26 protein-coding genes and 1 other annotated feature are annotated in these 22,369 nt (G+C 39.3%); of the genes, 4 read left to right on the forward strand and 22 right to left on the reverse strand.

The window, feature by feature from the left end; genetic code table 11:
- Position 1 precedes the first annotated feature (1 nt).
- From murD to ACQRDX_RS04135, 7 genes are all read right to left on the reverse strand, one after another.
- The gene (gene murD, locus ACQRDX_RS04105; RefSeq protein WP_427894764.1) at positions 2-1,360 is read right to left on the reverse strand and encodes a UDP-N-acetylmuramoyl-L-alanine--D-glutamate ligase; all 1,359 of its coding nucleotides are present in this window, start codon (positions 1,358-1,360) and stop codon (positions 2-4) included.
- A 201-nt stretch (positions 1,361-1,561) separates the two neighbouring features.
- Complete coding sequence (locus ACQRDX_RS04110) at positions 1,562-1,819, reverse strand: DUF3165 family protein (protein WP_354368097.1); 258 nt, start codon at positions 1,817-1,819, stop codon at positions 1,562-1,564.
- Between the two features lie 18 nt (positions 1,820-1,837).
- Positions 1,838-3,679: a translational GTPase TypA gene (typA, locus tag ACQRDX_RS04115; RefSeq protein ID WP_427894767.1), complete on the reverse strand. Its 1,842-nt coding sequence runs from the start codon at positions 3,677-3,679 to the stop codon at positions 1,838-1,840.
- Between the two features lie 194 nt (positions 3,680-3,873).
- The gene (locus ACQRDX_RS04120; protein WP_354368101.1) at positions 3,874-4,254 is read right to left on the reverse strand and encodes a rhodanese-like domain-containing protein; all 381 of its coding nucleotides are present in this window, start codon (positions 4,252-4,254) and stop codon (positions 3,874-3,876) included.
- A 10-nt stretch (positions 4,255-4,264) separates the two neighbouring features.
- Positions 4,265-5,233: an ROK family glucokinase gene (locus ACQRDX_RS04125; RefSeq protein WP_427894769.1), complete on the reverse strand. Its 969-nt coding sequence runs from the start codon at positions 5,231-5,233 to the stop codon at positions 4,265-4,267.
- Complete coding sequence (locus ACQRDX_RS04130; protein ID WP_354368105.1) at positions 5,208-5,432, reverse strand: YqgQ family protein; 225 nt, start codon at positions 5,430-5,432, stop codon at positions 5,208-5,210. The genes ACQRDX_RS04125 and ACQRDX_RS04130 overlap by 26 nt, the downstream gene beginning before the upstream one ends.
- Before the next feature lie 141 nt (positions 5,433-5,573).
- Positions 5,574-6,110 carry a Dps family protein gene (locus tag ACQRDX_RS04135; protein ID WP_427894772.1) on the reverse strand — a complete coding sequence of 179 codons (537 nt, stop codon included), beginning with the start codon at positions 6,108-6,110 and terminating at the stop codon, positions 5,574-5,576.
- Between the two features lie 96 nt (positions 6,111-6,206).
- Between ACQRDX_RS04135 and ACQRDX_RS04140 the strand changes: the two genes are divergently transcribed.
- Positions 6,207-6,611 carry a prepilin peptidase gene (locus ACQRDX_RS04140; RefSeq protein ID WP_427894774.1) on the forward strand — a complete coding sequence of 135 codons (405 nt, stop codon included), beginning with the start codon at positions 6,207-6,209 and terminating at the stop codon, positions 6,609-6,611.
- 63 nt (positions 6,612-6,674) lie between these two features.
- On the opposite strand, the gene trpX is transcribed toward ACQRDX_RS04140, so the two are convergent.
- The 12 genes from trpX to ACQRDX_RS04200 all read right to left on the reverse strand — a co-directional run bounded on the left by trpX (position 6,675) and on the right by ACQRDX_RS04200 (position 17,327).
- Positions 6,675-7,643, reverse strand: coding sequence for a tryptophan ABC transporter substrate-binding protein (trpX, locus tag ACQRDX_RS04145; protein ID WP_427894775.1), 969 nt, complete (start codon positions 7,641-7,643; stop codon positions 6,675-6,677).
- A 24-nt stretch (positions 7,644-7,667) separates the two neighbouring features.
- Complete coding sequence (gene trpA / locus ACQRDX_RS04150; protein WP_427894777.1) at positions 7,668-8,462, reverse strand: tryptophan synthase subunit alpha; 795 nt, start codon at positions 8,460-8,462, stop codon at positions 7,668-7,670.
- Entirely contained in the window at positions 8,463-9,665 is a 1,203-nt protein-coding gene (gene trpB / locus ACQRDX_RS04155; RefSeq protein ID WP_427894779.1) for a tryptophan synthase subunit beta, read from the reverse strand.
- Positions 9,655-10,242, reverse strand: a complete 588-nt coding sequence (locus ACQRDX_RS04160; protein ID WP_427894781.1) for a phosphoribosylanthranilate isomerase — start codon at positions 10,240-10,242, stop codon at positions 9,655-9,657. Before ACQRDX_RS04160 ends, trpB begins: the two co-directional genes overlap by 11 nt.
- On the reverse strand, positions 10,229-10,999 hold the full coding sequence (gene trpC / locus ACQRDX_RS04165) for an indole-3-glycerol phosphate synthase TrpC (RefSeq protein ID WP_427894783.1): 771 nt from the start codon (positions 10,997-10,999) through the stop codon (positions 10,229-10,231). The genes ACQRDX_RS04160 and trpC overlap by 14 nt, the downstream gene beginning before the upstream one ends.
- Entirely contained in the window at positions 10,992-11,999 is a 1,008-nt protein-coding gene (gene trpD / locus ACQRDX_RS04170) for an anthranilate phosphoribosyltransferase (RefSeq protein WP_427894785.1), read from the reverse strand. The genes trpC and trpD overlap by 8 nt, the downstream gene beginning before the upstream one ends.
- A complete protein-coding gene (locus ACQRDX_RS04175; RefSeq protein ID WP_427894787.1) occupies positions 11,996-12,568 on the reverse strand; it encodes an aminodeoxychorismate/anthranilate synthase component II in 573 nt (190 codons plus the stop codon). The genes trpD and ACQRDX_RS04175 overlap by 4 nt, the downstream gene beginning before the upstream one ends.
- A complete protein-coding gene (gene trpE / locus ACQRDX_RS04180; protein WP_427894789.1) occupies positions 12,565-13,923 on the reverse strand; it encodes an anthranilate synthase component I in 1,359 nt (452 codons plus the stop codon). Before trpE ends, ACQRDX_RS04175 begins: the two co-directional genes overlap by 4 nt.
- Positions 13,924-14,016: 93 nt before the next feature.
- Positions 14,017-14,256 (reverse strand) — a binding site (T-box leader).
- Positions 14,257-14,323: 67 nt separating this feature from the next.
- Positions 14,324-14,764 (reverse strand): DUF3021 domain-containing protein, encoded by a 441-nt coding sequence (locus tag ACQRDX_RS04185; RefSeq protein ID WP_427894791.1) that lies wholly within the window; start codon positions 14,762-14,764, stop codon positions 14,324-14,326.
- Complete coding sequence (locus tag ACQRDX_RS04190; protein ID WP_427894793.1) at positions 14,761-15,204, reverse strand: LytTR family DNA-binding domain-containing protein; 444 nt, start codon at positions 15,202-15,204, stop codon at positions 14,761-14,763. The genes ACQRDX_RS04185 and ACQRDX_RS04190 overlap by 4 nt, the downstream gene beginning before the upstream one ends.
- A gap of 117 nt (positions 15,205-15,321) precedes the next feature.
- Positions 15,322-15,972: a DUF998 domain-containing protein gene (locus ACQRDX_RS04195; RefSeq protein ID WP_354368127.1), complete on the reverse strand. Its 651-nt coding sequence runs from the start codon at positions 15,970-15,972 to the stop codon at positions 15,322-15,324.
- 11 nt (positions 15,973-15,983) lie between these two features.
- Positions 15,984-17,327 (reverse strand): dihydrolipoyl dehydrogenase family protein, encoded by a 1,344-nt coding sequence (locus tag ACQRDX_RS04200; RefSeq protein ID WP_427894796.1) that lies wholly within the window; start codon positions 17,325-17,327, stop codon positions 15,984-15,986.
- Between the two features lie 231 nt (positions 17,328-17,558).
- Here ACQRDX_RS04200 and ACQRDX_RS04205 point away from each other — a divergent pair, with 231 nt between their 5' ends.
- Complete coding sequence (locus tag ACQRDX_RS04205; RefSeq protein WP_427894798.1) at positions 17,559-18,035, forward strand: MarR family winged helix-turn-helix transcriptional regulator; 477 nt, start codon at positions 17,559-17,561, stop codon at positions 18,033-18,035.
- Between the two features lie 148 nt (positions 18,036-18,183).
- Here the strand turns inward: ACQRDX_RS04205 and ACQRDX_RS04210 are convergent, their stop codons facing one another.
- Positions 18,184-18,876, reverse strand: a complete 693-nt coding sequence (locus tag ACQRDX_RS04210) for an ABC transporter permease (RefSeq protein WP_427894800.1) — start codon at positions 18,874-18,876, stop codon at positions 18,184-18,186.
- A complete protein-coding gene (locus ACQRDX_RS04215; protein ID WP_427894802.1) occupies positions 18,860-19,762 on the reverse strand; it encodes an ATP-binding cassette domain-containing protein in 903 nt (300 codons plus the stop codon). Before ACQRDX_RS04215 ends, ACQRDX_RS04210 begins: the two co-directional genes overlap by 17 nt.
- Positions 19,763-19,858: 96 nt before the next feature.
- Here ACQRDX_RS04215 and ACQRDX_RS04220 point away from each other — a divergent pair, with 96 nt between their 5' ends.
- Together ACQRDX_RS04220 and ACQRDX_RS04225 are read left to right on the forward strand one after the other, a co-directional pair.
- Entirely contained in the window at positions 19,859-20,716 is an 858-nt protein-coding gene (locus ACQRDX_RS04220) for a helix-turn-helix domain-containing protein (protein WP_427894803.1), read from the forward strand.
- A 94-nt stretch (positions 20,717-20,810) separates the two neighbouring features.
- A complete protein-coding gene (locus ACQRDX_RS04225) occupies positions 20,811-21,071 on the forward strand; it encodes a hypothetical protein (protein ID WP_354368139.1) in 261 nt (86 codons plus the stop codon).
- Positions 21,072-21,703: 632 nt separating this feature from the next.
- Here the strand turns inward: ACQRDX_RS04225 and ACQRDX_RS04230 are convergent.
- A complete protein-coding gene (locus tag ACQRDX_RS04230; protein ID WP_427894806.1) occupies positions 21,704-22,351 on the reverse strand; it encodes a C39 family peptidase in 648 nt (215 codons plus the stop codon).
- Positions 22,352-22,369: the final 18 nt, after the last annotated feature.

Raw genomic sequence — 22,369 nt, forward strand, 5'->3', positions numbered from 1 at the left:
CTTACTCTCCTTTATTTAGACGTGAAAAGGTATCTAAAAAGACCTCTCCACGAACCTCAAAATTAGGATACATATCCCAGCTTGCATTAGCAGGACTTAATAAGACAATATCGCCCTCGCTAGCTGACTGATAAGCGAGACGAGTAGCCTCTTCTATATCTGTAGCTTCTAGATACGATACTTCTGCTTGTTGAGCTGCACGAATCACACGTGGAGCAGACTCGCCCAAAATAATCATTTTCTTTAATCCAGAAATATCAGGCACTAAATCATCAAATTCATTGCCACGGTCCAGACCCCCTGCTATCAAAACAACCTTAGCATTGTCAAAACCTGAGAGCGCTTTTTGAGTAGCTAAAATATTGGTAGATTTACTATCATTATAGAAGGTCACGCCTTGAAGACTACCCACCTTCTGTAAACGATGCTTGACTCCACCAAATTGACTCAGTGTTTCTTTAATAACAGTGTTTTCAACACCTGATAATTTAGCAACAGCAATAGTAGCCAAGGCATTCTCAATATTATGACTGCCTGGAACTCCTAGCTCCGATGCTGACATCACACACTCATCTTTAAAATAAAGTTGACCATCTAAAAGATAAGCACCATCTACCTTTTCCTGTGTTGAAAACGGAAGAACTTGAGCTCTTGTTTTTTGTGCTAAATCTTTAGCCAAGTCCTGATTAAAGTTCAGTACAATAATATCATCAGCAGTCATCTTGTCTTGTATATGCCATTTAGCAGCAACATAATCATCAAAGCTACCATGATAGTCTAAATGAGTTGGCATCAAATTTGTAATGACAGCAATATGTGGCTTAAAGGTTGTCACACCCATCAACTGAAAGCTAGACAACTCCATCACTAAAGTATCTTGAGCTGTCGCGTGACTTGCTACCTCAGAAGCTGGAAAACCAATATTACCCGATAAAAGTGCTGACTGACCAGCTTGATTTAGAACATCCGCAATCATGGTTGTCGTAGTAGTTTTACCGTTTGAGCCAGTAATACCAATAATCTTCGCCTCCGAAATACGTGCGGCAAGCTCTACCTCTGTGATAACAGGAATACCTTTAGAGATAGCTTTTTCTACCATAGGATTGGTATAGGGTATTCCAGGATTTTTTATTAAATAAGCAAAATCCTCATCTAACAATTCTAGAGGATGACTACCACAAATAACCTTAATCCCCTCTTCAAGAAGAGATTGAGCTGAAGGATTATCTTCAAATGGTTTTCCATCATTAACAGTGACAATAGCTCCTAGTTTCGCCAAAAGTCTTGCTGCAGCTTCACCAGAACGTGCTAATCCTAAAACCAACACCTTCTTATTTTCAAAATCAGTAATCTGTTTCATATCCTTCTCAATTCTTACAATATATGTTCCCTAATATTTTACCCTTAATTGATAAGTTTTTCAAGATTTTGAAAGGATTGCTACTATCTCACCTGCCATACAAAAAAGCTAGGCATCTATAGCCTAGCTTTTCATTTTGTCATCCCAAGAAGACCAATACTCTCTAAAATAGAATCAAGAAACTTGTTGGTAGTGACACGTTTACCTTCTGTTAGATTTATCTCGTTTCGGCAATTTTGAAATATCTAAAATGACAAAATAAGCTAAAATAGTCATGGCAAAGCCAATAAAGATCTCTGGTGGAGACTGGACTAGCTTGACAAGACTCAAACCTCCCAAAACCAATAAAGACGCACATAGTCCAACAAAGGCGATAACATTCATGGTTGATTTAACAGTCTTTGGAGCAGCAAAGACATAATAAACCACAATCAACAAGGCAAGAATTAAATAAGACATTTTTGCCCCCTCATCAGCTTATTCTGCTGATTTTTTCTTTTTAGCTGCCTTATCACGAGCTGCTTTATTTAGAATTTGTTTACGTAAACGAATAGATTCTGGTGTCACTTCCATGTATTCATCATCGTTTAAGAACTCAAGAGACTCTTCTAGAGTCAAAATACGAGGTGTTTTAATGACAGATGTTTGATCTTTTGTTGCTGAACGAACGTTAGTCATTTGCTTAGCAGTGGTGATGTTAACTGTCAAATCATTATCACGTGAGTTTTCACCAATGATCATCCCTTCATAGACTTCTGTCCCTGGGTTAACAAAGATTGTTCCACGCTCTTCAATACGCATAATAGAGTATGTTGTTGCTTTACCAGCATCAATAGAAACCAATGCACCACGATGACGTCCACCGATTTCCCCAGCTACAACTGGAAGGTATTGATCAAAAGTATGGTTCATAATCCCATAACCACGAGTCATTGATAAGAACTCTGTTGAGTAGCCAATCAAACCACGCGCTGGAACCAAGAAAACCAAACGTGTTTGACCATTTCCTGTTGCTTGCATATCAAGCATGTCCCCTTTACGCTCAGAAAGAGATTGAATCACCGCACCTTGATATTCTTCTGGTGTATCAATTTGAACGCGCTCGAATGGCTCCATTTTCACACCATCAATTTCCTTGATGATCACTTCTGGACGTGATACTTGAAGTTCATATCCTTCACGACGCATCGTTTCAATTAAGATAGACAAGTGCAGTTCCCCACGACCTGAAACGGTCCACTTATCTGGTGAATCAGTTGGGTCAACACGAAGTGATACGTCTGTTTGTAACTCTGCTAAAAGACGCTCTTCAACCTTACGAGAGGTTACCCATTTCCCTTCACGACCAGCAAACGGTGAGTTGTTAACCAAGAAAGTCATTTGAAGAGTTGGCTCATCGATACGAAGGACTGGAAGTGGCTCAACTACATCTGTCGGAGTTACTGTCTCACCAACGAAGATATCTTCCATACCAGAAACAGCAATCAAATCACCGGCTTTTGCTTCTTGGATTTCCTTACGCTCAAGACCGAAGAATCCAAAGAGTTTGGTAACGCGGAAGTTTTTCGTTGTACCGTCTAACTTAGACAAGGTAACTTGGTCACCAACCTTAACCGTCCCACGAAAGACGCGACCGATACCAATACGACCTACGAAATCATTGTAGTCAAGAAGAGAAACTTGGAATTGTAAGGGCTCATCTGAGTTATCCACTGGAGCTGGAATATGCTCAATAATCGTGTCAAAGATCGGTGCCATAGTAGCCTCTTGATCTGCTGGGTCATCCGAAAGTGATGATGTTCCGTTAATCGCTGAAGCATAAACTACTGGGAACTCTAGCTGATCATCATCTGCACCAAGTTCAATGAAAAGCTCAAGAACCTCATCCACAACCTCTTCTGGACGGGCAGATGGTTTATCAATCTTGTTAACCACAACGATCGGTGTCAAGTTTTGCTCGAGTGCTTTTTTCAATACAAAACGAGTCTGTGGCATTGTACCTTCGTAGGCATCAACTACCAAAACAACCCCATCAACCATTTTCATGATACGCTCAACTTCACCACCGAAGTCCGCGTGTCCTGGAGTGTCCATAATGTTAATACGTGTTCCATTGTAAGCAACGGCTGTATTTTTAGCAAGAATGGTAATTCCGCGCTCTTTTTCAAGATCATTAGAGTCCATTGCGCGCTCATCAAGATTAGTACGCTCATCAAGCGTTTGTGATTGCTTTAACAACTCATCAACTAAGGTTGTTTTTCCGTGGTCAACGTGGGCAATAATGGCAACGTTACGAATATCTTCTCTAAATTTTGTCATATTTTCCTCTGTAATAATAATAGTAATAATTTATTTCAACTAGAGGATTATAGCATAATTTATTAAAAAAATCATGCCATATGAGGCTGTAAACGTTTTTAGAATGCTATTTTATCAAATAATGAATCTTGTCCTTTCATTTTCTAGCAGTCTTTTCCAACAAAAAAGTTACTGGAAACCTGTCCAGTAACTTTTTATTTCACTTTGCCATCCCAGTACTCAAAACCATCTCTTAAAACATAGATATCTTGATAGCCTGCTTTTTTTAAGATTAAAACAGCACGAGCAACAGCTTGTCCACGACGACTATCATATAAAAGGACTGGTTTATCTTTTCTCAATGCCGATAAACTTTCTTTAAATTGAGCTAAAGCAAAATTTCTAGCACCCAAAATATGTTTTCGACCAAACTCGGCTGGGCTTCTTAAATCAATTAACTGACCTTGTCTTAAAAGGTTCTTGAATTCCGTATTTTCAACAAATTGCGCAGCCTTTCTCACTCGGAAATAATTCCAAATTGTCCAAATCAGAAATCCTATAGCAAAAGCAATGATTAAATAACTAATAATATCCATACGGTACTACCTATTTTGCAAACTGACGTGCTAAGCTTGCTGCACCAATAATACCGGCGTCGTTTCCAAGTTGTGCCATCTTAATTTTTGTTGTTTTACGAACTTGTGGAAATGCGTACTTGTTAAAATAAGTTTCGACACGGCTACGAAGAAACTCTCCAGCAGCTGAAACGCCTCCCCCGATAACCACAGAATCAGGATTCAAGATATTTGAAATATTAGCTGTAGCTAGTCCGAGATAGAAAGAAACTTTTTCAACAACAGAGTTAGCAAATTTATCTCCGTTCGCTGCTGCCACAAAAATATCCTTACTCGTCACACTATCACCATTATCAATAGCAACTTTAATACTAGAATCTCCCTCATAGCTTTCTGCCAGATGACGCGCAACACGTACCACACCTGTGGCAGAAGCTACTGTTTCCAAGCACCCTAGATTGCCGCAAGTACAAGCAAAGCCAGTCTCAGGCTCAACAATGATATGCCCGATTTCTCCACCAGCACCACCGACACCGTGAATCAGATTGCCATCAGCGATAATCCCTCCGCCAACTCCTGTTCCAAGAGTGACAAAAACCACATCGGGATTATTTTCACCTGCACCAACCCAACGCTCACCAAGAGCGGCTACATTAGCATCATTATCAATGGCAAAAGGAATCCCTAAAGTACTCTCAATAGCTTGCCCAACAGCCTGTGTCTCTGCCCAATTAAGATTATAAGCACCAGTTACGGTTTTATTAACAATATCTACTGATCCTGGCGATCCCATACCGATACCCGCAAAGTCCTCGGAAGTTAAGCCATATAAGTCTAAACGGTGTTTGATTGCTTCAATAATTTCTGGAACAATGTGTTGCCCATCCTCTAAAATATTAGTGTCAATCGCCCACTTTTCCTGAACTTCACCCTCTAAAGTCAAGATACCAAATTTTACAGTTGTTCCACCTAAATCAATTCCTAGAAGTTTCTTTGCCATATTCTTTTTCCTTTTCTAAGCGGTGTTCACGACGCAGTATTAGCTCTGCAGTTAAGTAATCTTGCTTATCTAACAAGCCATTATCATAGAGACGAGAAAGTTCTAACTTCATCATCTCGATATCATATAGTCGTTTTCCTAGATAAACAAAAATGCCAAAACGCTTCAGCAACTGCTGAACATCATATAGTGTTTTCATATTACATTCATTTTAACAAAATTTTGTTGTCCTTTCAACAGAATTATGCAATCGTTTGCTTTGTTGGCAAAATTTTTAAAAATATGTCTGCTTTTTACTAGACAAAAGAAAAAAGCTGGGCATCGCCAGCTTCATCTCTTGTTAACGAATCCCTGGTGCTTGACCACGCTCTGCTTGAAGCATCCAGATGGTTTTTTCTGCGTCAGCTTGTGCATCAGAGAAAAGACCATTAGTAGGATCATCACCTTCTTCATCTGAAACATCTAAACCAACTTGGTATAGACTTGAAAGATACTGATAAACCTCTACAAGACGTGCCAAATGCTCGTCTATAGATTTATCAAATGATCCTGGAATTTCATCAAGTTTTGAATGTTCATCAAACTCTTTCAGTGTTGAATAAGGCGCACCACCAATCGTAATCAAACGTTCACTTAGCTCATCTAGGTGAGCATTTAGCCCATCCATCAATTCATCCATTTTGGGATGAAGATGGAAAAATCCTGCTCCACGCATATACCAGTGAACCTGATGAACGATAGAGGCAGCTTTTGATAAGTCTGCTACTGCTTGATTTAAAACAGCTTTTGTCTTTTCATTTGAAGTTGTACTGGATTCTTTTTTCTGAACCTGATGCACGATCGAAGCATAAATTTTTTCTACAATTGTATCTGACATGATTTTTCCTCCTCAACTTTATATCTCTATTTTAGAATGGTTATTATTAAAAAGCAAATTATTTGATTATATTTATCGAATAATATAAGTATGAAGATGATTGATTTTAACAGTATTAGCCATATCATTCTGATTTTTATGGGGACAAACCTTTCCTTACATGATAAAAAATGGCTTTCTTTTCCACTTTTAAACTGGCTTATTCCCACTTTATTCCTCTTTTATCTCAATCCCATTAATACTCTTGTGATGAGCCTAGCTTTACTTGGAATAATAGCCGAGATAAAAGATCTTAAAATGGGGTCAGGTGATTTCTTTTTTCTAGCCAGTCTAGCCTTTGTCCTAAAGCTACAAGAATTACTTTGGGTTATCCAACTTTCTAGTCTAGCTGGTATCCTCACTTTTCTCTACCACAAAAATCCAACAAAAAGACTTCCTTTTATCCCTTATCTTTTCTTATCTTATTTAATTGTCCTCATTTATCAAAAAGGAGTTGGATAACATATTAGTTATCCAACTCCTTTTGACGATTTCTTAGTTTTCGACTTGAGAAAAAGTTGCCTTTTATTTTTCTGGCAACGTAATGCCGAGCTCTTTAGCTACCTCTTCATTATAAACAGGGGTTCCTTCATCAAAAACATTAACAGGTAGCGTCGAAACGTCCTCACCTTTAAGGACTTTAGCCGCCATTTTTCCTGTTTCAACACCTAGTTGATACTGATCAATCACTACTGAGGCTAGTCCGCCTTCTTCTACCATCGTATCCACACTTGGGTAAATAGGTTTTTTAGCTTCTTTAGCAACTTGAACTAAAGTTGAAAAGGCTGAGGCAATCGTGTTATCAAGTGGCACCCAAACAGCATCCACTTGTGACAACAAGACTTCTGAGGTGGTCTTGATTTCATTTGTGGATGGAACAGATTTCACCACAACTTCAAGTCCTGCTTTTTCAGCCAAGTTTTTAAATTCTTCAACTTGAGATTTTGAGTTATCTTCGCTACTAGAGTAAATAACTCCCACCGTTTTAACATTTGGCGTCAATTCTTTGATTAAATCAACCTGTGCTTTAATAGGAGTTTTATCAGAAACACCTGTGACATTTCCACCTGGTTGATCAAGACTTTTAACCAATTTTGCTCCAACAGGATCTGTTACAGCCCCCATAATAATAGGGATTTCTTTAGTGGCAGAGGCTAAACCTTGAGCTGCTGGGGTTGCAATACCAATTAAAACGTCATTTTGATTGGCAACCAACTTCTGACTCATGGTTTGGACCTTACTTTGATCCCCTTCAGCATTTAAAAAATCAATTTTTAGTTTATCTCCTGAATACCCCTCTTCTTCTAGCCCTGCCTTGATACCACGATAGATTTCATCCAAAGCTTCATGGGTTACAAATTGTAGAACCCCTACTTTAACTGTCGTAGCTGAAGTGGTTTTTGTCTCTTTTTTGGTCACTGTTTGATACCCCAAACCAGCTATAATGACAAGGGCAAGGCCTATTAATACCCCTATTAAACGTTTATTTTTCATCTCTTCTCCTTTAAATCTTTTTACCTAATTATGACATAGACTTGGTGAAATCTCAACCGCCTCTTTGATGAAGTTTCCGATGGATTGGTCTTTGTCATGGAAGGCTTTGACAATTTTAGAGCCTACAATAACACCATTAGACACACGGTTAAAACGTGTCACATCCTCAAGACTGGAGACACCAAAGCCTGTTAAAACAGGGATAGAGGAAACCTCTGTTAAAGCTTTTAAGTGTTGATCGAGGTCGTCACGGTAATCATTTGATTTTCCAGTGACCCCATTGATAGCCACGGCATAGACAAAGCCTTCTGCTTCTTGAACTAAGGTCTTTTGACGCTCAATCCCTGTGGTCAAACTCACTAAAGAAATCAAAGCAATATCACTCTCTTTTAGATAAGGTTTGACAAAATCCTCGTGTTCATAAGGCAGGTCTGGAATAATCAAGCCTTTCACAGAAGTGTCCTTCAGATCGGTGATTAATTGCTCAACACCATACTGGTAAACAGGATTAAAGTAAGTCATCAACACCAGTGGGGTCTTGACTTGCTTTTCTTGCAATTTTTTAACCAATGCTGTGAGACTCGTCCCTTTTTCTAGACTGCGTTGTCCTGCTGCTTCAATCACTGGACCATCTGCTACAGGATCTGAAAAAGGTACTCCGACCTCAATAGCTGAAACGCCCTGCTTTTCTAAAAACGCAATCGTCTCAAATAAGCCTTCTAAGCCCTTATCATGATCTCCAGCCATAATATAAGGCACAAACAATCCCTTATCCTGTGATATGATCTGTTCTAAATGTTTGGTTAGCGTTTTTGTCATCTATGCCTTCCTCCCCTCTAGCATTTCCTTAACTTGCATCACATCTTTATCACCACGCCCTGATAGGCAAACCACAATGGATTTATCGGGTCCTAGTTCTTTTGCTAACGTTGGAAGATAAGCAATGGCGTGACTAGACTCCAAGGCTGGAATAATACCTTCTAGACGTGACAAAAGTTTAAATCCTTCCAGAGCCTCATCATCTGTCACACTGACATAGGTTGCTCGCTTGATATCGTTAAAATGGCAATGCTCTGGGCCAATCCCAGGGTAGTCAAGACCCGCAGAAATCGAGAAAGCTTCTAAAATTTGACCATTTTCATCTTGCAAGACATCCATCAAGGTCCCATGTAAAACACCTGGACGACCTTTGGCAAAGGTCGCTGCATGCTGGTCTGTATCTAAACCACGACCAGCTGCCTCTACACCGTACATAGCAACAGAGCTATCATCAACAAAAGGATAAAAAAGTCCCATTGCATTTGACCCACCACCAATGCAGGCAAGAACAGCATCAGGAAGCTTGCCACCTGAAAGCTCCTGAAATTGACGTTTGGCTTCGTGACCAATGACTGCTTGAAAGTCACGAACAATCTCTGGGAAAGGCGCAGGACCTAAAACAGATCCCATGACATAGTGCGTATCCTCGACTTCTGCAACCCAAGCGCGAAGAGCAGCATTAACTGCATCTTTTAGAACGCGTGAGCCATCTGTTACCGCATGAACCTTAGCCCCTAACAACTCCATCCGAAAGACATTCAAAGCCTGTCTTTTAACATCTTCTTCTCCCATGTAAATCGTACATTCCATGTCAAAAAGAGCCGCGGCTGTTGCGGTTGCAACACCGTGCTGTCCAGCACCGGTTTCTGCGATAATTTTATGTTTCCCCATCCGCTTAGCTAAAAGCACTTGCCCTAGGGCATTATTGATTTTATGAGCACCCGTGTGGTTGAGATCCTCACGTTTAAGGTAAATCTTTGCCCCTCCACAATACTCTGTGAGACGTTTTGCAAAATAGAGCGGATTTTCTCTGCCGACATATTGTTTAAGAAGGTCTTGAAATTCTTTTTGGAAGGCTGGATCTTGTTTACTCTCGCGATAGGCTTGATCGAGCTCTAAAACAGCTGTCATCAAAGTTTCTGGAACAAAGCGTCCACCAAAATTTCCAAAAAAGCCATTCTGGTCTGGTTGATTATAAGTCATAAGTTACCCTTTCTATAAATGCTTTTATCTTGTTGACATCTTTCTTGCCATCTGTTTCTACACCACTAGAGACATCTAGTGCATAGGCTGAAAAGTGTTTTTTGACAGCCTCCACATTCTCAACAGTGAGACCACCTGCTATAAAATAAGGTTGGGGCACGTGCTGTTTTTTTAGCCGTTCCCAGTCAAATGTCTGACCGCTTCCTGCTACAGGCGCATCAAATAAGATGTAGTCTGCCTTTGTGGTATAAGTAACGCTTTCTTTGGTTACTTGAATAGCACGGATGCTAGGAACCGATAGTTCTTCAAACCAATCCTCATCAACATCGCCGTGAATTTGGACTAGGTCAAGCGGAACTGCTGTAATTGCTTCTTGTAATTGCGCTAAGCTTGGACTGACAAAGACACCTACAACCTTAGTTTTGCCAGAGACATATTGGCGTAAGTCCCTTGCCTGCTCGAAACTAACTTGTCGCTTACTCTTTGCAAAAACAAAGCCAATATAATTTGCACCTGTCTGACAGGCCGCTTCAACCGCTTCCTTAGTTGATAAGCCACAAATTTTAACCTTTGTCATAGGCTAGCTCTCTCATCTTTTCTTCTAAGTTATCTGCTTGCATAAGCGCTGTTCCGACTAGAATGGCGTTAAAATAAGGGGCAAGCAAAGCCACATCCTCAGCTGTAAAAATCCCAGATTCAGACACATAAACACAGTGGTCTTTAAACTGAGTCGATAAATGCAGACTGGTATTGAGATCAATCTCAAATGTTATTAAATTACGATTGTTAACACCGATAATTTCAGCACCTATCTCATGGGCTATGGCTAATTCGTCACTATTATGTGTCTCTACCAAAACCTCTAAGCCTAGTCCTGTCGCAAAATCATAAAGTTCTTTCAAGCGTAATTTTGATAAAGCTGCTACAATCAACAAAATCACTGTCGCACCAGCATTTCTAGCACGAACAATCTGTTTTTCATCAATGATAAAGTCTTTGTTTAAGGTTGGAATAGCTACTGCTTGCGAAATGTGACGAAGATAATCCAAGTGCCCTTTAAAGAAAATCTCATCCGTCAAGACAGAAATCATCGCGGCACCACCTGTTTCGTAGGCTTTAGCCTGTTCCACAATATCGACATCTAGATTGATGTCTCCCATACTAGGGCTGGCTTTCTTCACCTCAGCAATAACCTGTACCTTATCCTTATGGGCCTTTAAAAAATCATAGAGACGATAGGTCTGACGTAACGGAAGCAAGTCCTCTAGCGCCATCTTTGACACTTCTTTTTCCTTTTGTTTTAAAATCTCTGGTAAAAATTGCTTTTTAGTCAATTTGTGCCTCCTGTAATGCTTTTAACTTGGCAAGTGCCTTTCCTGAAGCGATTAACTCACGCGCTAGAGCTACACCCTCTTTGATAGATGTCACCTTACCATTGGCGTAGAAGCCTAACCCTGCATTTAAAACAGTCGTTTCAAGATAAGGACTGGCTTGATTTTCCAAAACACTTACTAAAATCGCTGCATTTTCTTTAGCAGAACCTCCCCTAATGGCTGCTAGGGGAACCTCATCCATTCCCAAATCTTTATAAGTAAACTGGCCGCTAGCGATCTGGCCATTATCTAACAGTGTATAGGTATTTGTCCCATAAAGCGCTGCTTCATCCATATTATCAGGACCTGTAATAATCAAGGCGCGACGTCTGCCCAAAGCTTTTAAAACTTGAATCAATTCAGCTTGCTTATCCGCACGATAAAGCCCCATCAACTGACTATCCAATGCCATGGGATGGCTAAGAGGTCCAATAAGATTCATAATAGTTGGAATGCCCAAAGCCTGACGCGCTGGGGAAATATAGCGCATAGCAGGGTGCATTTTTTGAGCAAAGAGAAAGGCAATTCCTGTTTGATCTAAGACCTGACCTAAGTTTTCTTCTGGGAGATCCACAGCAATCCCTAGTTCCTCTAAGACATCTGCGGATCCTGATTTTGAGGAAATCGAGCGATTGCCATGCTTTGCTACCGTTATCCCACCAGCAGCCAGAACAAAACTAGCCGTCGTTGAGATATTGAAACTAAAAGACTGATCACCACCTGTCCCACAATTATCCATCACTCCTGTCGCTTGGCTAGGGATTTGAGTGGCATACTCCTTAACCACCTTGACGAGACCTAAAATTTCATCAACAGTCTCTCCCTTCATCTTTAAACCTAAGAGAAAGGCTGCGATTTGACTTTCAGACAGCTCACCATTTAAGATGCGATGAAAAACAGCTTCCATTTCCTCTTGACTGAGGTTTTCTTGTCGTGATAATTGATTAAAAATCGCCTTCATCCTCTATCCTCCACTTGTTTGACAAAGTTTTCCACCATCTTCAATCCTTCTGGACTACCGATGCTTTCTGGATGGTATTGCAAGCCATAAATCGGAAGTTCCTTGTGTTGAATGGCCATGATTTCATGGTCATCCACTGTCCTTGCTAACACCTCAAACTCTTCTGGCAAGTCATCAACGACAATGGAATGATAACGCATAATGAGAATGTCTTTTTCAATGCCTTCAAAGATAGGGGACTGCCCTGTGATCTTAATCAGACTTTGCTTCCCGTGCATGACATTTTTAGCTAGTCCTAGCCGACCTCCAAAGGTCTCAGCAATGGCTTGGTGCCCCAAACAAATGCCCAAGATTGGTTTTTTCCCAGCAAAATCCTGAATCATCTGCTCCATCAGTCCAGCATCTTTTGGCCAACCAGGACCTGGAGAGAAGACCAGACCATCTGCCTGCTCAGCTTTTTCATAAAGATCATCAGCATCATTACGGACAACAAGGACATCGGTAAAGGTTCCAATATACTGCGCTAAATTGTAAGTAAAAGAATCATAATTATCAATCAACAAAATCATAAACGCTCTCCAATTCTTGTCATGGCCTTAGCCTTATTGATGGTTTCGTAAAATTCATTTTTGGCCACACTATCATAAACCACACCAGCTCCTGCTTGAACATAAGCTTTCTGATTTTTGATGACCATGGTCCGAATAGCAATCGCAAAATCCATATCTCCAGTTGCCGATAAGTAGCCGATAGCACCAGCGTAAATACCACGCTTTTCTTTTTCCAGCTCATAAATGCGTTGCATGGCACGAATCTTCGGTGCACCAGATACTGTTCCTGCTGGCAAGGTGGATTTCAAGGCTTCCATAGGATTACTAGGATCCTTTAGAACACCTTTCACAACACTGGTTAAGTGCATGACATAGCGAAAATACTCTACTTCCATGTATTTACTGACCTGTACGCTACCTGTTTGGGCAATTTTTCCGATATCATTACGTCCAAGGTCCACCAACATTCGATGCTCAGCAGTTTCTTTTTTATCGGCTAAAAGCTCCGCTGCTAAGACAACATCCTCTTCTTCTGTTTGACCACGATGACGTGTCCCTGCAATGGGATTAGTTGTCACCACGCCTTTTTTGACGGACACCAGACTCTCTGGACTAGCCCCTATAATCTGATAATCGCCAAAATCATAGAAGTAAAGGTAGTTTGACGGATTAGTAATACGCATATTGCGGTAATAATCAAACGGCTGTCCTAGCATCTCTGCTGAAAAACGTTGACTCAGCACACATTGGAACATATCTCCTTGACGAATCAAGTCCTTGGCCCGATTGACCATAGCCTCAAACTCTGCCTGTTCTAGATGATGGTGAAAGCTCAGCTTTTCTAAAGAAAGTGGTGAAAACTCTTCTTTAGTTGGGGTTTGTAGGTCAGTAAGAACTCTCTCCAAAGCCTCTGCCATCTCCGTCTCAGGACGCTTGCTATAGTCATTTGTCTCAACCACATGAATACACTCTTTTTTATGATCAAAAATCAGAAAAGACTCATAGACAAAGAAGTGCATATCAGGCGTCCCAATTGTATCTGTAGGAATCTGACCAATATTTTCATAGATTCCAATCATGTCATAGCCAAGATAACCAATGGCACCTCCTGCAAACGGAAGCTCACTTGTTTTTGCAGGTACTATGCTCAATTGACTCAGATAATCCAGCGGATCTTGGTCAATCACTTGACCGTTCTCTCTTAGCTGACCATTGTCAAAGGTCACTTCAAAAACAGGATTATAAGCTAGGATAGAAAAACGCGCATTTTCCTTCTCTCTTGGAATAGACTCTAAAATCATCTTATGTTCTCCTTTAATGCGCATATAAGCAAGAATCGGAGTTAAAATATCTGCTGATAAAACTTTTTCCATAAGAACCTCTTTTCTAACAGGGCTAAGACAAACAATTACCTATTCTCTGGTCAATCTGACGATGCAAAAAGCCCTCGCACAGAAAAAACTCTGTACGAGGGCGTCAATATAGCGCGGTGCCACCTCATTTTAGGGAATTTGGGTATAAGGTCTCCCTAATCTCTATCTCCTCTAACAAGGAGTTGCACGATAAGGTGTGCCAACCGAATTTACATTGTTTAAAATTCTCCAGTTACCTCAGCCCATTTCCACAAAAACTGTTATTGGCTCACAACAACCGCCAACTTTCTGAAAACTTATCTTAGTGTACTTCTTCTGATTGCTTATTATTATACCTTAAAAATTTTTTCTGTCAACAAAAAACACAAAATTTTCTAAACATTCTGATAAACTTTTACGTTTATAACTTGCCATTGATGTCTTTGATAGACCGAGACATTTGTTTATAGTTGATTAAAAATAGCAAAATATAGACTAGAATGAAAAGTCCCCAGAAAAAAGTCAGTGATCCTAAATTGATTGGAAACCAACCTGCTAAAATCCCTAGCGGTGTAAACCCTAAAGCTGTGATGCCAAAATGCGTTGCCGTCATTCGTAGAAGACTCCAATCCTGCTGATAAATCTTATCTGCTAACTGAAATAAGATACCAATACTTGCCCAAATCAACACACAAATCAGCATAACAGTTGTTTGAGTAAAATGAGCCAGATAATAAGCCCCCATGGTTGAAAAGGGATTGAGCGGAAGATAGATGCCTTGTCCAAATATGCTAGAGGTGATGATGGAAATGATAGTTCCGAGAGTAACACCTAAGCTGGCTGATAAGATGTATTTTTTCATAGTCCTAACCTTTCTTTGATAACCTTGAGATAGCGACGGGATGAGTAGGTGACCGTGCCATTTTTCATGACCAATTTAACCAGACCGTTGGCAGTCAATTTGAGGTGATCCAGTTGCTTAATCTGAATAATTTCTGATTGAGAAATCTGTAAAAAGTTTACTGGTAATAATTCTTTAACTTGATACAAACGTAAGTGAGAGGTAAAAGAATCATCTAGCACTTCCACCTGTAAAACTTTATCTTCCAAGTAAAGTCTGACAATCTCATCATAATCTAAAAGATAAACTTGATCTCCTTTTTTGACCATCAGTCTAGAAACCTGCTTGTCTAGGTTTTGGGCATAAGTCACTAACTGGGCAATCTTCTCAGACATCGTTTTAGCTTCAATAGTCACCAAGTCTTCCAAGATGTCTGGTGAAATATCTAGTTTTACTTTCATAGCCTTTCTCCTTCTATCCCTATTAAACACCAATCTGTACAAGGCTTCAAGGGCTTTTAGCTATTCGGTTGATTTCCACACCTAAACGGCAAAAAGCCAGAACCGAGTTCTGACTTTCTATTTCTTCATAAATGTTAGACCAGTTAATATCTGCCAAACGGTAATAGGGTAAACTGTCAGGCGTTCATAGATAGCCATAACGGCTACTTGATTTTCTGCGATTGCCGTCTGCAAAAATCCTGCCGAAACAAAACCACATAAGCCGAGAAGGATGCTAATAGTACGATAAGCCGTTTTTTGCTCAGGCAGGAAAAGCCCTGTCAAAAGCAAGCTACTATTGCCCATTATAAAAGACAACCGAGCTCCAAGCCCATGCAGACCATCTTGACCAGGCACACCCCCTTGAAAAAGACCAACTAAAAGACTGCCGAAACCAAAGAGAGTGACGATTAACAAGAAAATGATAGCTAAAATCGGATATTTTCGTCTTACTTTAGGAAAAATCAGCAGAGCATAGGAGAGGACAAAGCCAATTGCAGTCAGAATAAAACCACTATTCATGACAATCGCCCAATTCGAAAAGTTTTCTGGTACACCAGCTACCTGTTGGCCATTATACACCCCAAGAGCCGAAATAAACTGCCGACTATAGACGTAACCAAGTGGGTAGCCAGTACCAATAGCAGCCAGCAATTCTGTCCCAAGGTAAATACTGGCATTGATTAGGAAACCAACAGCTCCAAGTTTCTGTAAATTGGTTGTTCGCATCTTGCTCCCTTCTATGCCAGAGCCTGCTTAAGAGCTCCAAGTAAACCATTGGTCGTTGCAGGGAAAGCAAAAATCATACGATTTAGATCTTTTGCTGTTAGCTTTTGGTTAATAATCAAGGTCAGCAAGTTAATCATCTCTCCTGCTTCATGTCCCAACAAAGCTGCCCCCTTCAAGGTCTTGTCACTTCCTACAATCAGCGTAAAGTGAGCTTCTGTTTCTAGCTTAGTTTGAAATTTCAATTGTTTTCCAAAGGGGATGTCAACAATCTTGTACTGTTCAGGATTTGCCTCAGCCTCTGCAATCGTAACACCAACTTGAGCCAGACGTGGCAGCGTGAACACAACATTTGGGACAACTGGATAGTTAATTGGAGCTGGATTTCCCAAAATATGCTCTGCAATGTAGCTAGACTCAAAGCTAGCAGTTGGTGTCAAGCGTGGAATAGTTTTAGAAACCACATCACCAGATGCGTAGATATTGGATAGAGAGGTCTGCATAAACTCATTTACCTTGATACCTGTACGGTCAAAATCCACTCCAACATTTTCCAAGCCAAGACCTTCCACATTTGAGACACGACCTGTCGCATCAATAATCGTATCTGTCTCAATTTCCAATCCCTGAGCTGTTTTGACAAGAAGCCCACCTGTAGTTTTTTCAGCAGAAGAAACAGCTTGATTAAAATGGAAGCTAACACCATCAGCTGTCATTTTTTCAACCACACTAGCTACCATTTTTTCAGGATAAGCTGTTAAAGCACGATCTGCAAACTCGATGATGTGAACTTCTGAGCCCAGTAGTGAAGCCATTGTCGCAAACTCCAGCGAGATAATTCCCGCACCGATAAAGATAATTCTCTCTGGCATGTGATCCATGTCAAGAAAGGCACGGCTGTCTTGGAACCATTCATTACCAGGGACATTAAGACGAGCTGGACGTTGACCTGTTCCAATGACGATATAGTCTGTGGTAATTTCCTTTTCATCAACCAAGACGGTATGAGCATCTTTTAACTGTCCATGACCTTTTAAAACATCAATCGAAAGATGAGCAAACATACCTTCTAGCATAGGAGAGTAGGTTGGGATTTCCTCTTTTTTGTAAGACATGAGTTTCTCCCATGAGATCTCACCTGTTTTAGCAATCCCTGCTTTTTCATACCGTGCCAAACCATCCATAAATTCAAATGGACTTTCTAGTAAAAACTTGGCATTACAACCATAGTTTGTGCAGGTCCCAGCTATAATATCTTTTTCGACAATAGCAACTTTTTTACCTGCTTTTGCTAAATCAACTGCAGCATGCCAGTTGGCATGTCCTGAACCAATAAAAGTGACATCGTATTGATACATTATTTTTCTCCCTCAATTGCTACCTTAAAAACAACAGATTGGCTTATAACACAATCAGATTGGCCATTTTGACCTACCTGATAGGCCTATTCACCATACTATGATATTTGTTAAGACAATCACTGTTTTTTCATCTATTTCTTCTTTAAATTTTAATCGCGCACGATTATTTTTGACATGTGTCTAGTCTATTCTTATTCGTCTGATTTGTCAAGGAAAAATAATTTTGATATGATACTTTTATCGCAAACGATTAGAAAGATGAGAACCATGTCCGATTACCATTATTCAAAACAACTCTGCCATTCCTTCTACCAAGTCAACAAACTTTTCAATCAATTTTATATGAAAAATCTCACAGAATTTGACTTGACCTATACCCAGTATCTCGTACTCCTTGTTCTCTGGGAAAAAGCTCCGCTGACACTTAAAGAGCTAGGTGAAAAACTAGATTTAGCTAGTAACACTTTGACACCACTCCTCAAGCGACTTGAGGAAAAAGGCTACATCCAACGCCTAGTCCCTAAGCAGGATAAACGTCAGCTCATCGTACAATTAACAGAAAAAGGGCAGGGCTTGCAAGCTATTTTAGAAGAAAAACTCCTCTCCAATTTCCAACAATTAAATGGACTAACGCAAGAAAAAAAACAAGCCTACGTCAAACACAATCAGGAATTGATTGCCAGCTTACAAGATTATTTGAAATAAATAAAAAGCACAGATGCTATCAGCCGATGTTACCAAACTCAGCCTAGCTATCTGTGTTTTTATATTGCCTTAGGCAGCATCAACTCACCTAATCCAATAACCCTCTTAGAAGAGCCAGTATTATTTTTATGAAAATAGTGTCTATCATTTATTTAAGTTCTTTCCGACTAAAAATACAGTAACTTAGATATAAGTAGCAAAGACTAGCCATAAAGCTAACACCCATGGATAGTCTTGAAATATGTTCCCCTTGTTGAAGCGAAAGAAATAGAAAATAATCTGTTGGTAATTTCATATGGAGTAGGTTACTAGTAATGAGGTTGGAGATATTGTCAAAAAGAAGGCTAATTAAACTAAAGGCAAGATAGGCTTGATTGACCTTATTAGACTTGACAAATATCAGGATGGACAACAGAGAGATACAGATAAATAAAGGTGTTTGAGCAATGAAACTTTGTATTATTACTGCAAAATCAACACGATCACCTAGAAGTAAGCCAACACTGCTGCTCAATAAATAGGCTAGAAGGATATAAGCGAGATCTAGTACAAGGGTTGCTAAGACTTTATAGAAAAACACCCTTTTTCTTGTTTGTTGCTTGATAATAATATTATTGATGGTACGGTAAGTAAAATCTTCTCCAAAGAATAGGTTGGCTGGAACGATAAAAAATAGTGTGATAAATTGAGAAAGCAATTGAATAAGAGAGCTAGTGAAGTCTTCGTTGCCATGTAGCAAAAAAGCGGATAAAAAGGACAGTAAAGCCAATATTCCCAATGAAATCGTTAATCTCTGTTCTTTTTGAATCTTAAATAAATCAGCTTTAAAGTAATGTATCATGCTCTTCTCCTTCTCCTTCTTGAAGCAATGTCAGGTAATAATCTTCAAAGGACATTTGTTGTTTAAAAATTTCTTTGACCTCAATCTCATGGTTTATCAAGAGATGAATGAGGCTCATAACATTCGTATCTGATGACAGACTGATATAATCCTTATCTATTTTGTAAGCGATGCCCTGCTCTTCAAGGATAGTAAAGGTCTTAGGATGGTTGTTCGTTTGTAGATAGAGCTGTTCTTCTAGGGTTTGTTCAAGCTCTTGCTTTGAGAATTCTTTGACGATAAGGCCCTTATGCATAATAATGTATCGATCAACCACCATCTCAAGCTCTGATAGGATATGACTGGAGATAAGGATGGTCATCCCATATTGATTTCGAAGATTTAAAATAATGCTTCTCATCTCTTTGATTCCAACAGGGTCAAGACCATTAATCGGTTCGTCTAGGATTAAAAAATCAGGGTCATCTAGGATAGCTAAGGCAATGGCTAAACGTTGACGCATTCCCAGTGAAAAATCTTTGGATTTTTTCTTAGGATCAACCTCCTCTAAACCGACAATTGCTAATGTCTCTAAGATTTTTTCGTCCGCTTGCTTGAGATTTAATTGCAGAGCCATGTAACGAAGATTATCGATCGCAGATAAATTAGGTTGTAGAGCAGGGGATTCAATTAAAGCTCCAATACGACAATATTTTGAGCTAGTAATGGTACCTGAAGTTTGGGAAATGAGACCCGATAACATTCTGAGAAGCGTTGTCTTCCCAGCACCGTTTTCACCGACTAAACCACAGATTTCTCCTTTATTAATCGTTAAAGAAACCTGATGAACGGCCTTTTGTTTCCCATATTGCTTTGATAATTGTTGGGTATATAAGAGAGATGACATAACTACCTGCCTTTCTATAAAAAAAGATACATCTATGATATACTAGATTCAAAAACAAAGAAAAATCATTACATAAATGTAACGCGTGAGGTTCATATGGGAAGTTATGGAAAAATTTTTAAAATGATTCGAGAATCAAAAAATATGTCTCTAAAAGAAGTAGCTGGCGATTTCGTTACACCTGCTCAGTTATCACGCTTTGAAAATGGAAAGAGTAATCTTTCTGTAGATACATTTTTTCACTGTTTAAAAAATATGGACGTTTTACAAGGGGAATTTTCAACATTTTATCATTCATATTTTCAAAATGAGGATATTCGTTTATCAAAAGAACTTCGTCAAGCAGTTGAGAGTAGAAATGTCGGTTACTTTCAAAAAATGATAAAAGAATATGAGATGCGCTATTTGGAGAGTAAAAAAAAATCAGATAGGGTATTCATTGCTGTATTATATGTTATGCGTAATAGATGTAATTTGGAAGAACCAATACCTAAGGAAGAGAGACAAGTCATTTCAGATTATCTAATGTCAATTGATGAATGGTGTTTTTTTGAATTATGGATTTTTGGAAATTGTTCTAGGGTATTGAGCTCTAAAATGATAGAAATTTTAGGTAGTGAGTTACTCCATAGAACGCAATTTTATAATAGCCTTGATGAGAATAGAAAGCGTGTCTACAGAATACTATTAAATATTACTGGTCACATTTTAGATAGAAAAGAGGAGAGGGTGGCGGCTAAATTTATAAAGTATTTAGAACAAATGGACATTTTTGAAACAGATATGTTTGAGCGGCTTCAATTAAGATTTATAAAGGGACATTTTTTGTATTTACAAGGGAATGTACAAGGGTTAGAAGAGATGAAAGAGTGCCAAAAAGTTGTAGATTTTCTAGATTGTTATAATCTTTCTAAGCAAATTGAAGATACAATAGCTCTAGTTACAGATATGTAATGATTTTTAAGTCAACCAATATTTCCTGTAAGATAATACGTGTAAGTCTTACAACTACAACAAACAAAATTTATTTATCTTGGAGGAAATACTGATGAAGAAATTACTTATTTTAGGAACTCTTGTAATATTAGGGTGTGTAGCTTTTGGGATTACAGCAAATAAAGCTCAGTCAGCAAGTTCTGAAACTAAGGATAAGGTTGTCCTGTTTGGAAAAGTGGATTTTTCAGATGATGATAAGGTAGATTCATACTCTCCAACAGAAGAGGAAGCGGAAGATAGTAATGAGGGTGATTGGCTTGAAAACTTTATCGCGACGCATAAAACACCATTCACAAAAACCGTTACAAAATAGCACTTCAAGCATGAGCACTTCTTATGATGCCATTTCTCGACCAAAACCCCAAGTATTTACGGTAAAATACTTGGGGTTTTGCAATTTTCTAAACGATCGTGAGCGAACTAATGTTATCCTGCTCACTTCTACTTGATTTCGACTGAGTTGGGAGAATTGTTTTGGAGAGAGCAAAAAGGAACTATCAATTATTTGCTTTCATATTCCTTCTATCTTTATGACCTACAGTCTTTTAAGGGCTTTTAGCTATTCAGCTGATCCCCACACCTAAACGTCAAAAGAGACTGGGCAAAAAGCCCAGCGCCACTTCTTAGAGTTCGTGTCAACATCTCAGCGCAGTGGTTGATTGGGTTTAACAGTCCAGTGGACTGTTAAAGGTTGGAGATATGATTTGCGAAGCAAATCTCAGCAGTTCGTGTTTCACACTCCAAATCTGTCCGTGACGACTGTTGCGAACAAAGTTCGCTTCATCTCCAACCTCAAACTGTCTCCCAGACAGTTTGAGCTGTGGGGGAGTGGGAGTGAAACAGTCTGGGGATAGACTGTTTCAGCTCAACAACTGGAAATAAAGACTTGTTGACGAACTCTTTTTAGACCCGTCGAGTTCTTTCCCACTCCCTACTGATTTTAACCTAGATCTTATTCTCCAAAGGACGAAAAGTGGGAAAACTAATTTGTAAAAATGTTGTTGTTACTCCCATGCGATCAATGGGGTCTTGACTTTGCTCACGCCATAAATCATCTAATGAATACCAACCAATATTAGCTTTAGTATAGGGATCATAGACATAAACTTGACCATTTTGATAAGCATCTAGAAGTAATTCATGGGATCCACCATAAGGCGTAAATTTATTTTTTTCAACTGCCACCATAACAGGAAAGCCTTTTTGAAGACTCTCTATAACACTGGTCTTATCTTTTAAATTAACAGCCTCTAGTCCCCACTTCCTAACCGCAGCAAAAATCCCTTCCGTACTAGTACCTAAAAATGTTTTGTTAAAGGTATCGGTTTCATGATAAAGATAGTTAGCAACATCTGTCGGCAAGACCTCTTTATCTGTTACATTAGAAAAAATCATAGCTAAAACTGTAGGAACGCAACCTGATTTTCTAAGAGTTGAGCGACCATAACTTCGTTTCCCCCACTTAGCGTCCGCTTGGTTGTAATAAATCTCTATTTGCTTATCTAATAACCAATCATCTGACTGAGAGGCCTTAACATCACTACTTGTCAAAGAAATGAAAACTAAACTCATCACCATCATCCATTTTTTCACAGATTTTCTCCTTTCATA

It is taken from the genome of Streptococcus sp. SGI.013, assembly GCF_050315295.1.
GTDB classification, from domain to species: domain Bacteria; phylum Bacillota; class Bacilli; order Lactobacillales; family Streptococcaceae; genus Streptococcus; species Streptococcus porcorum.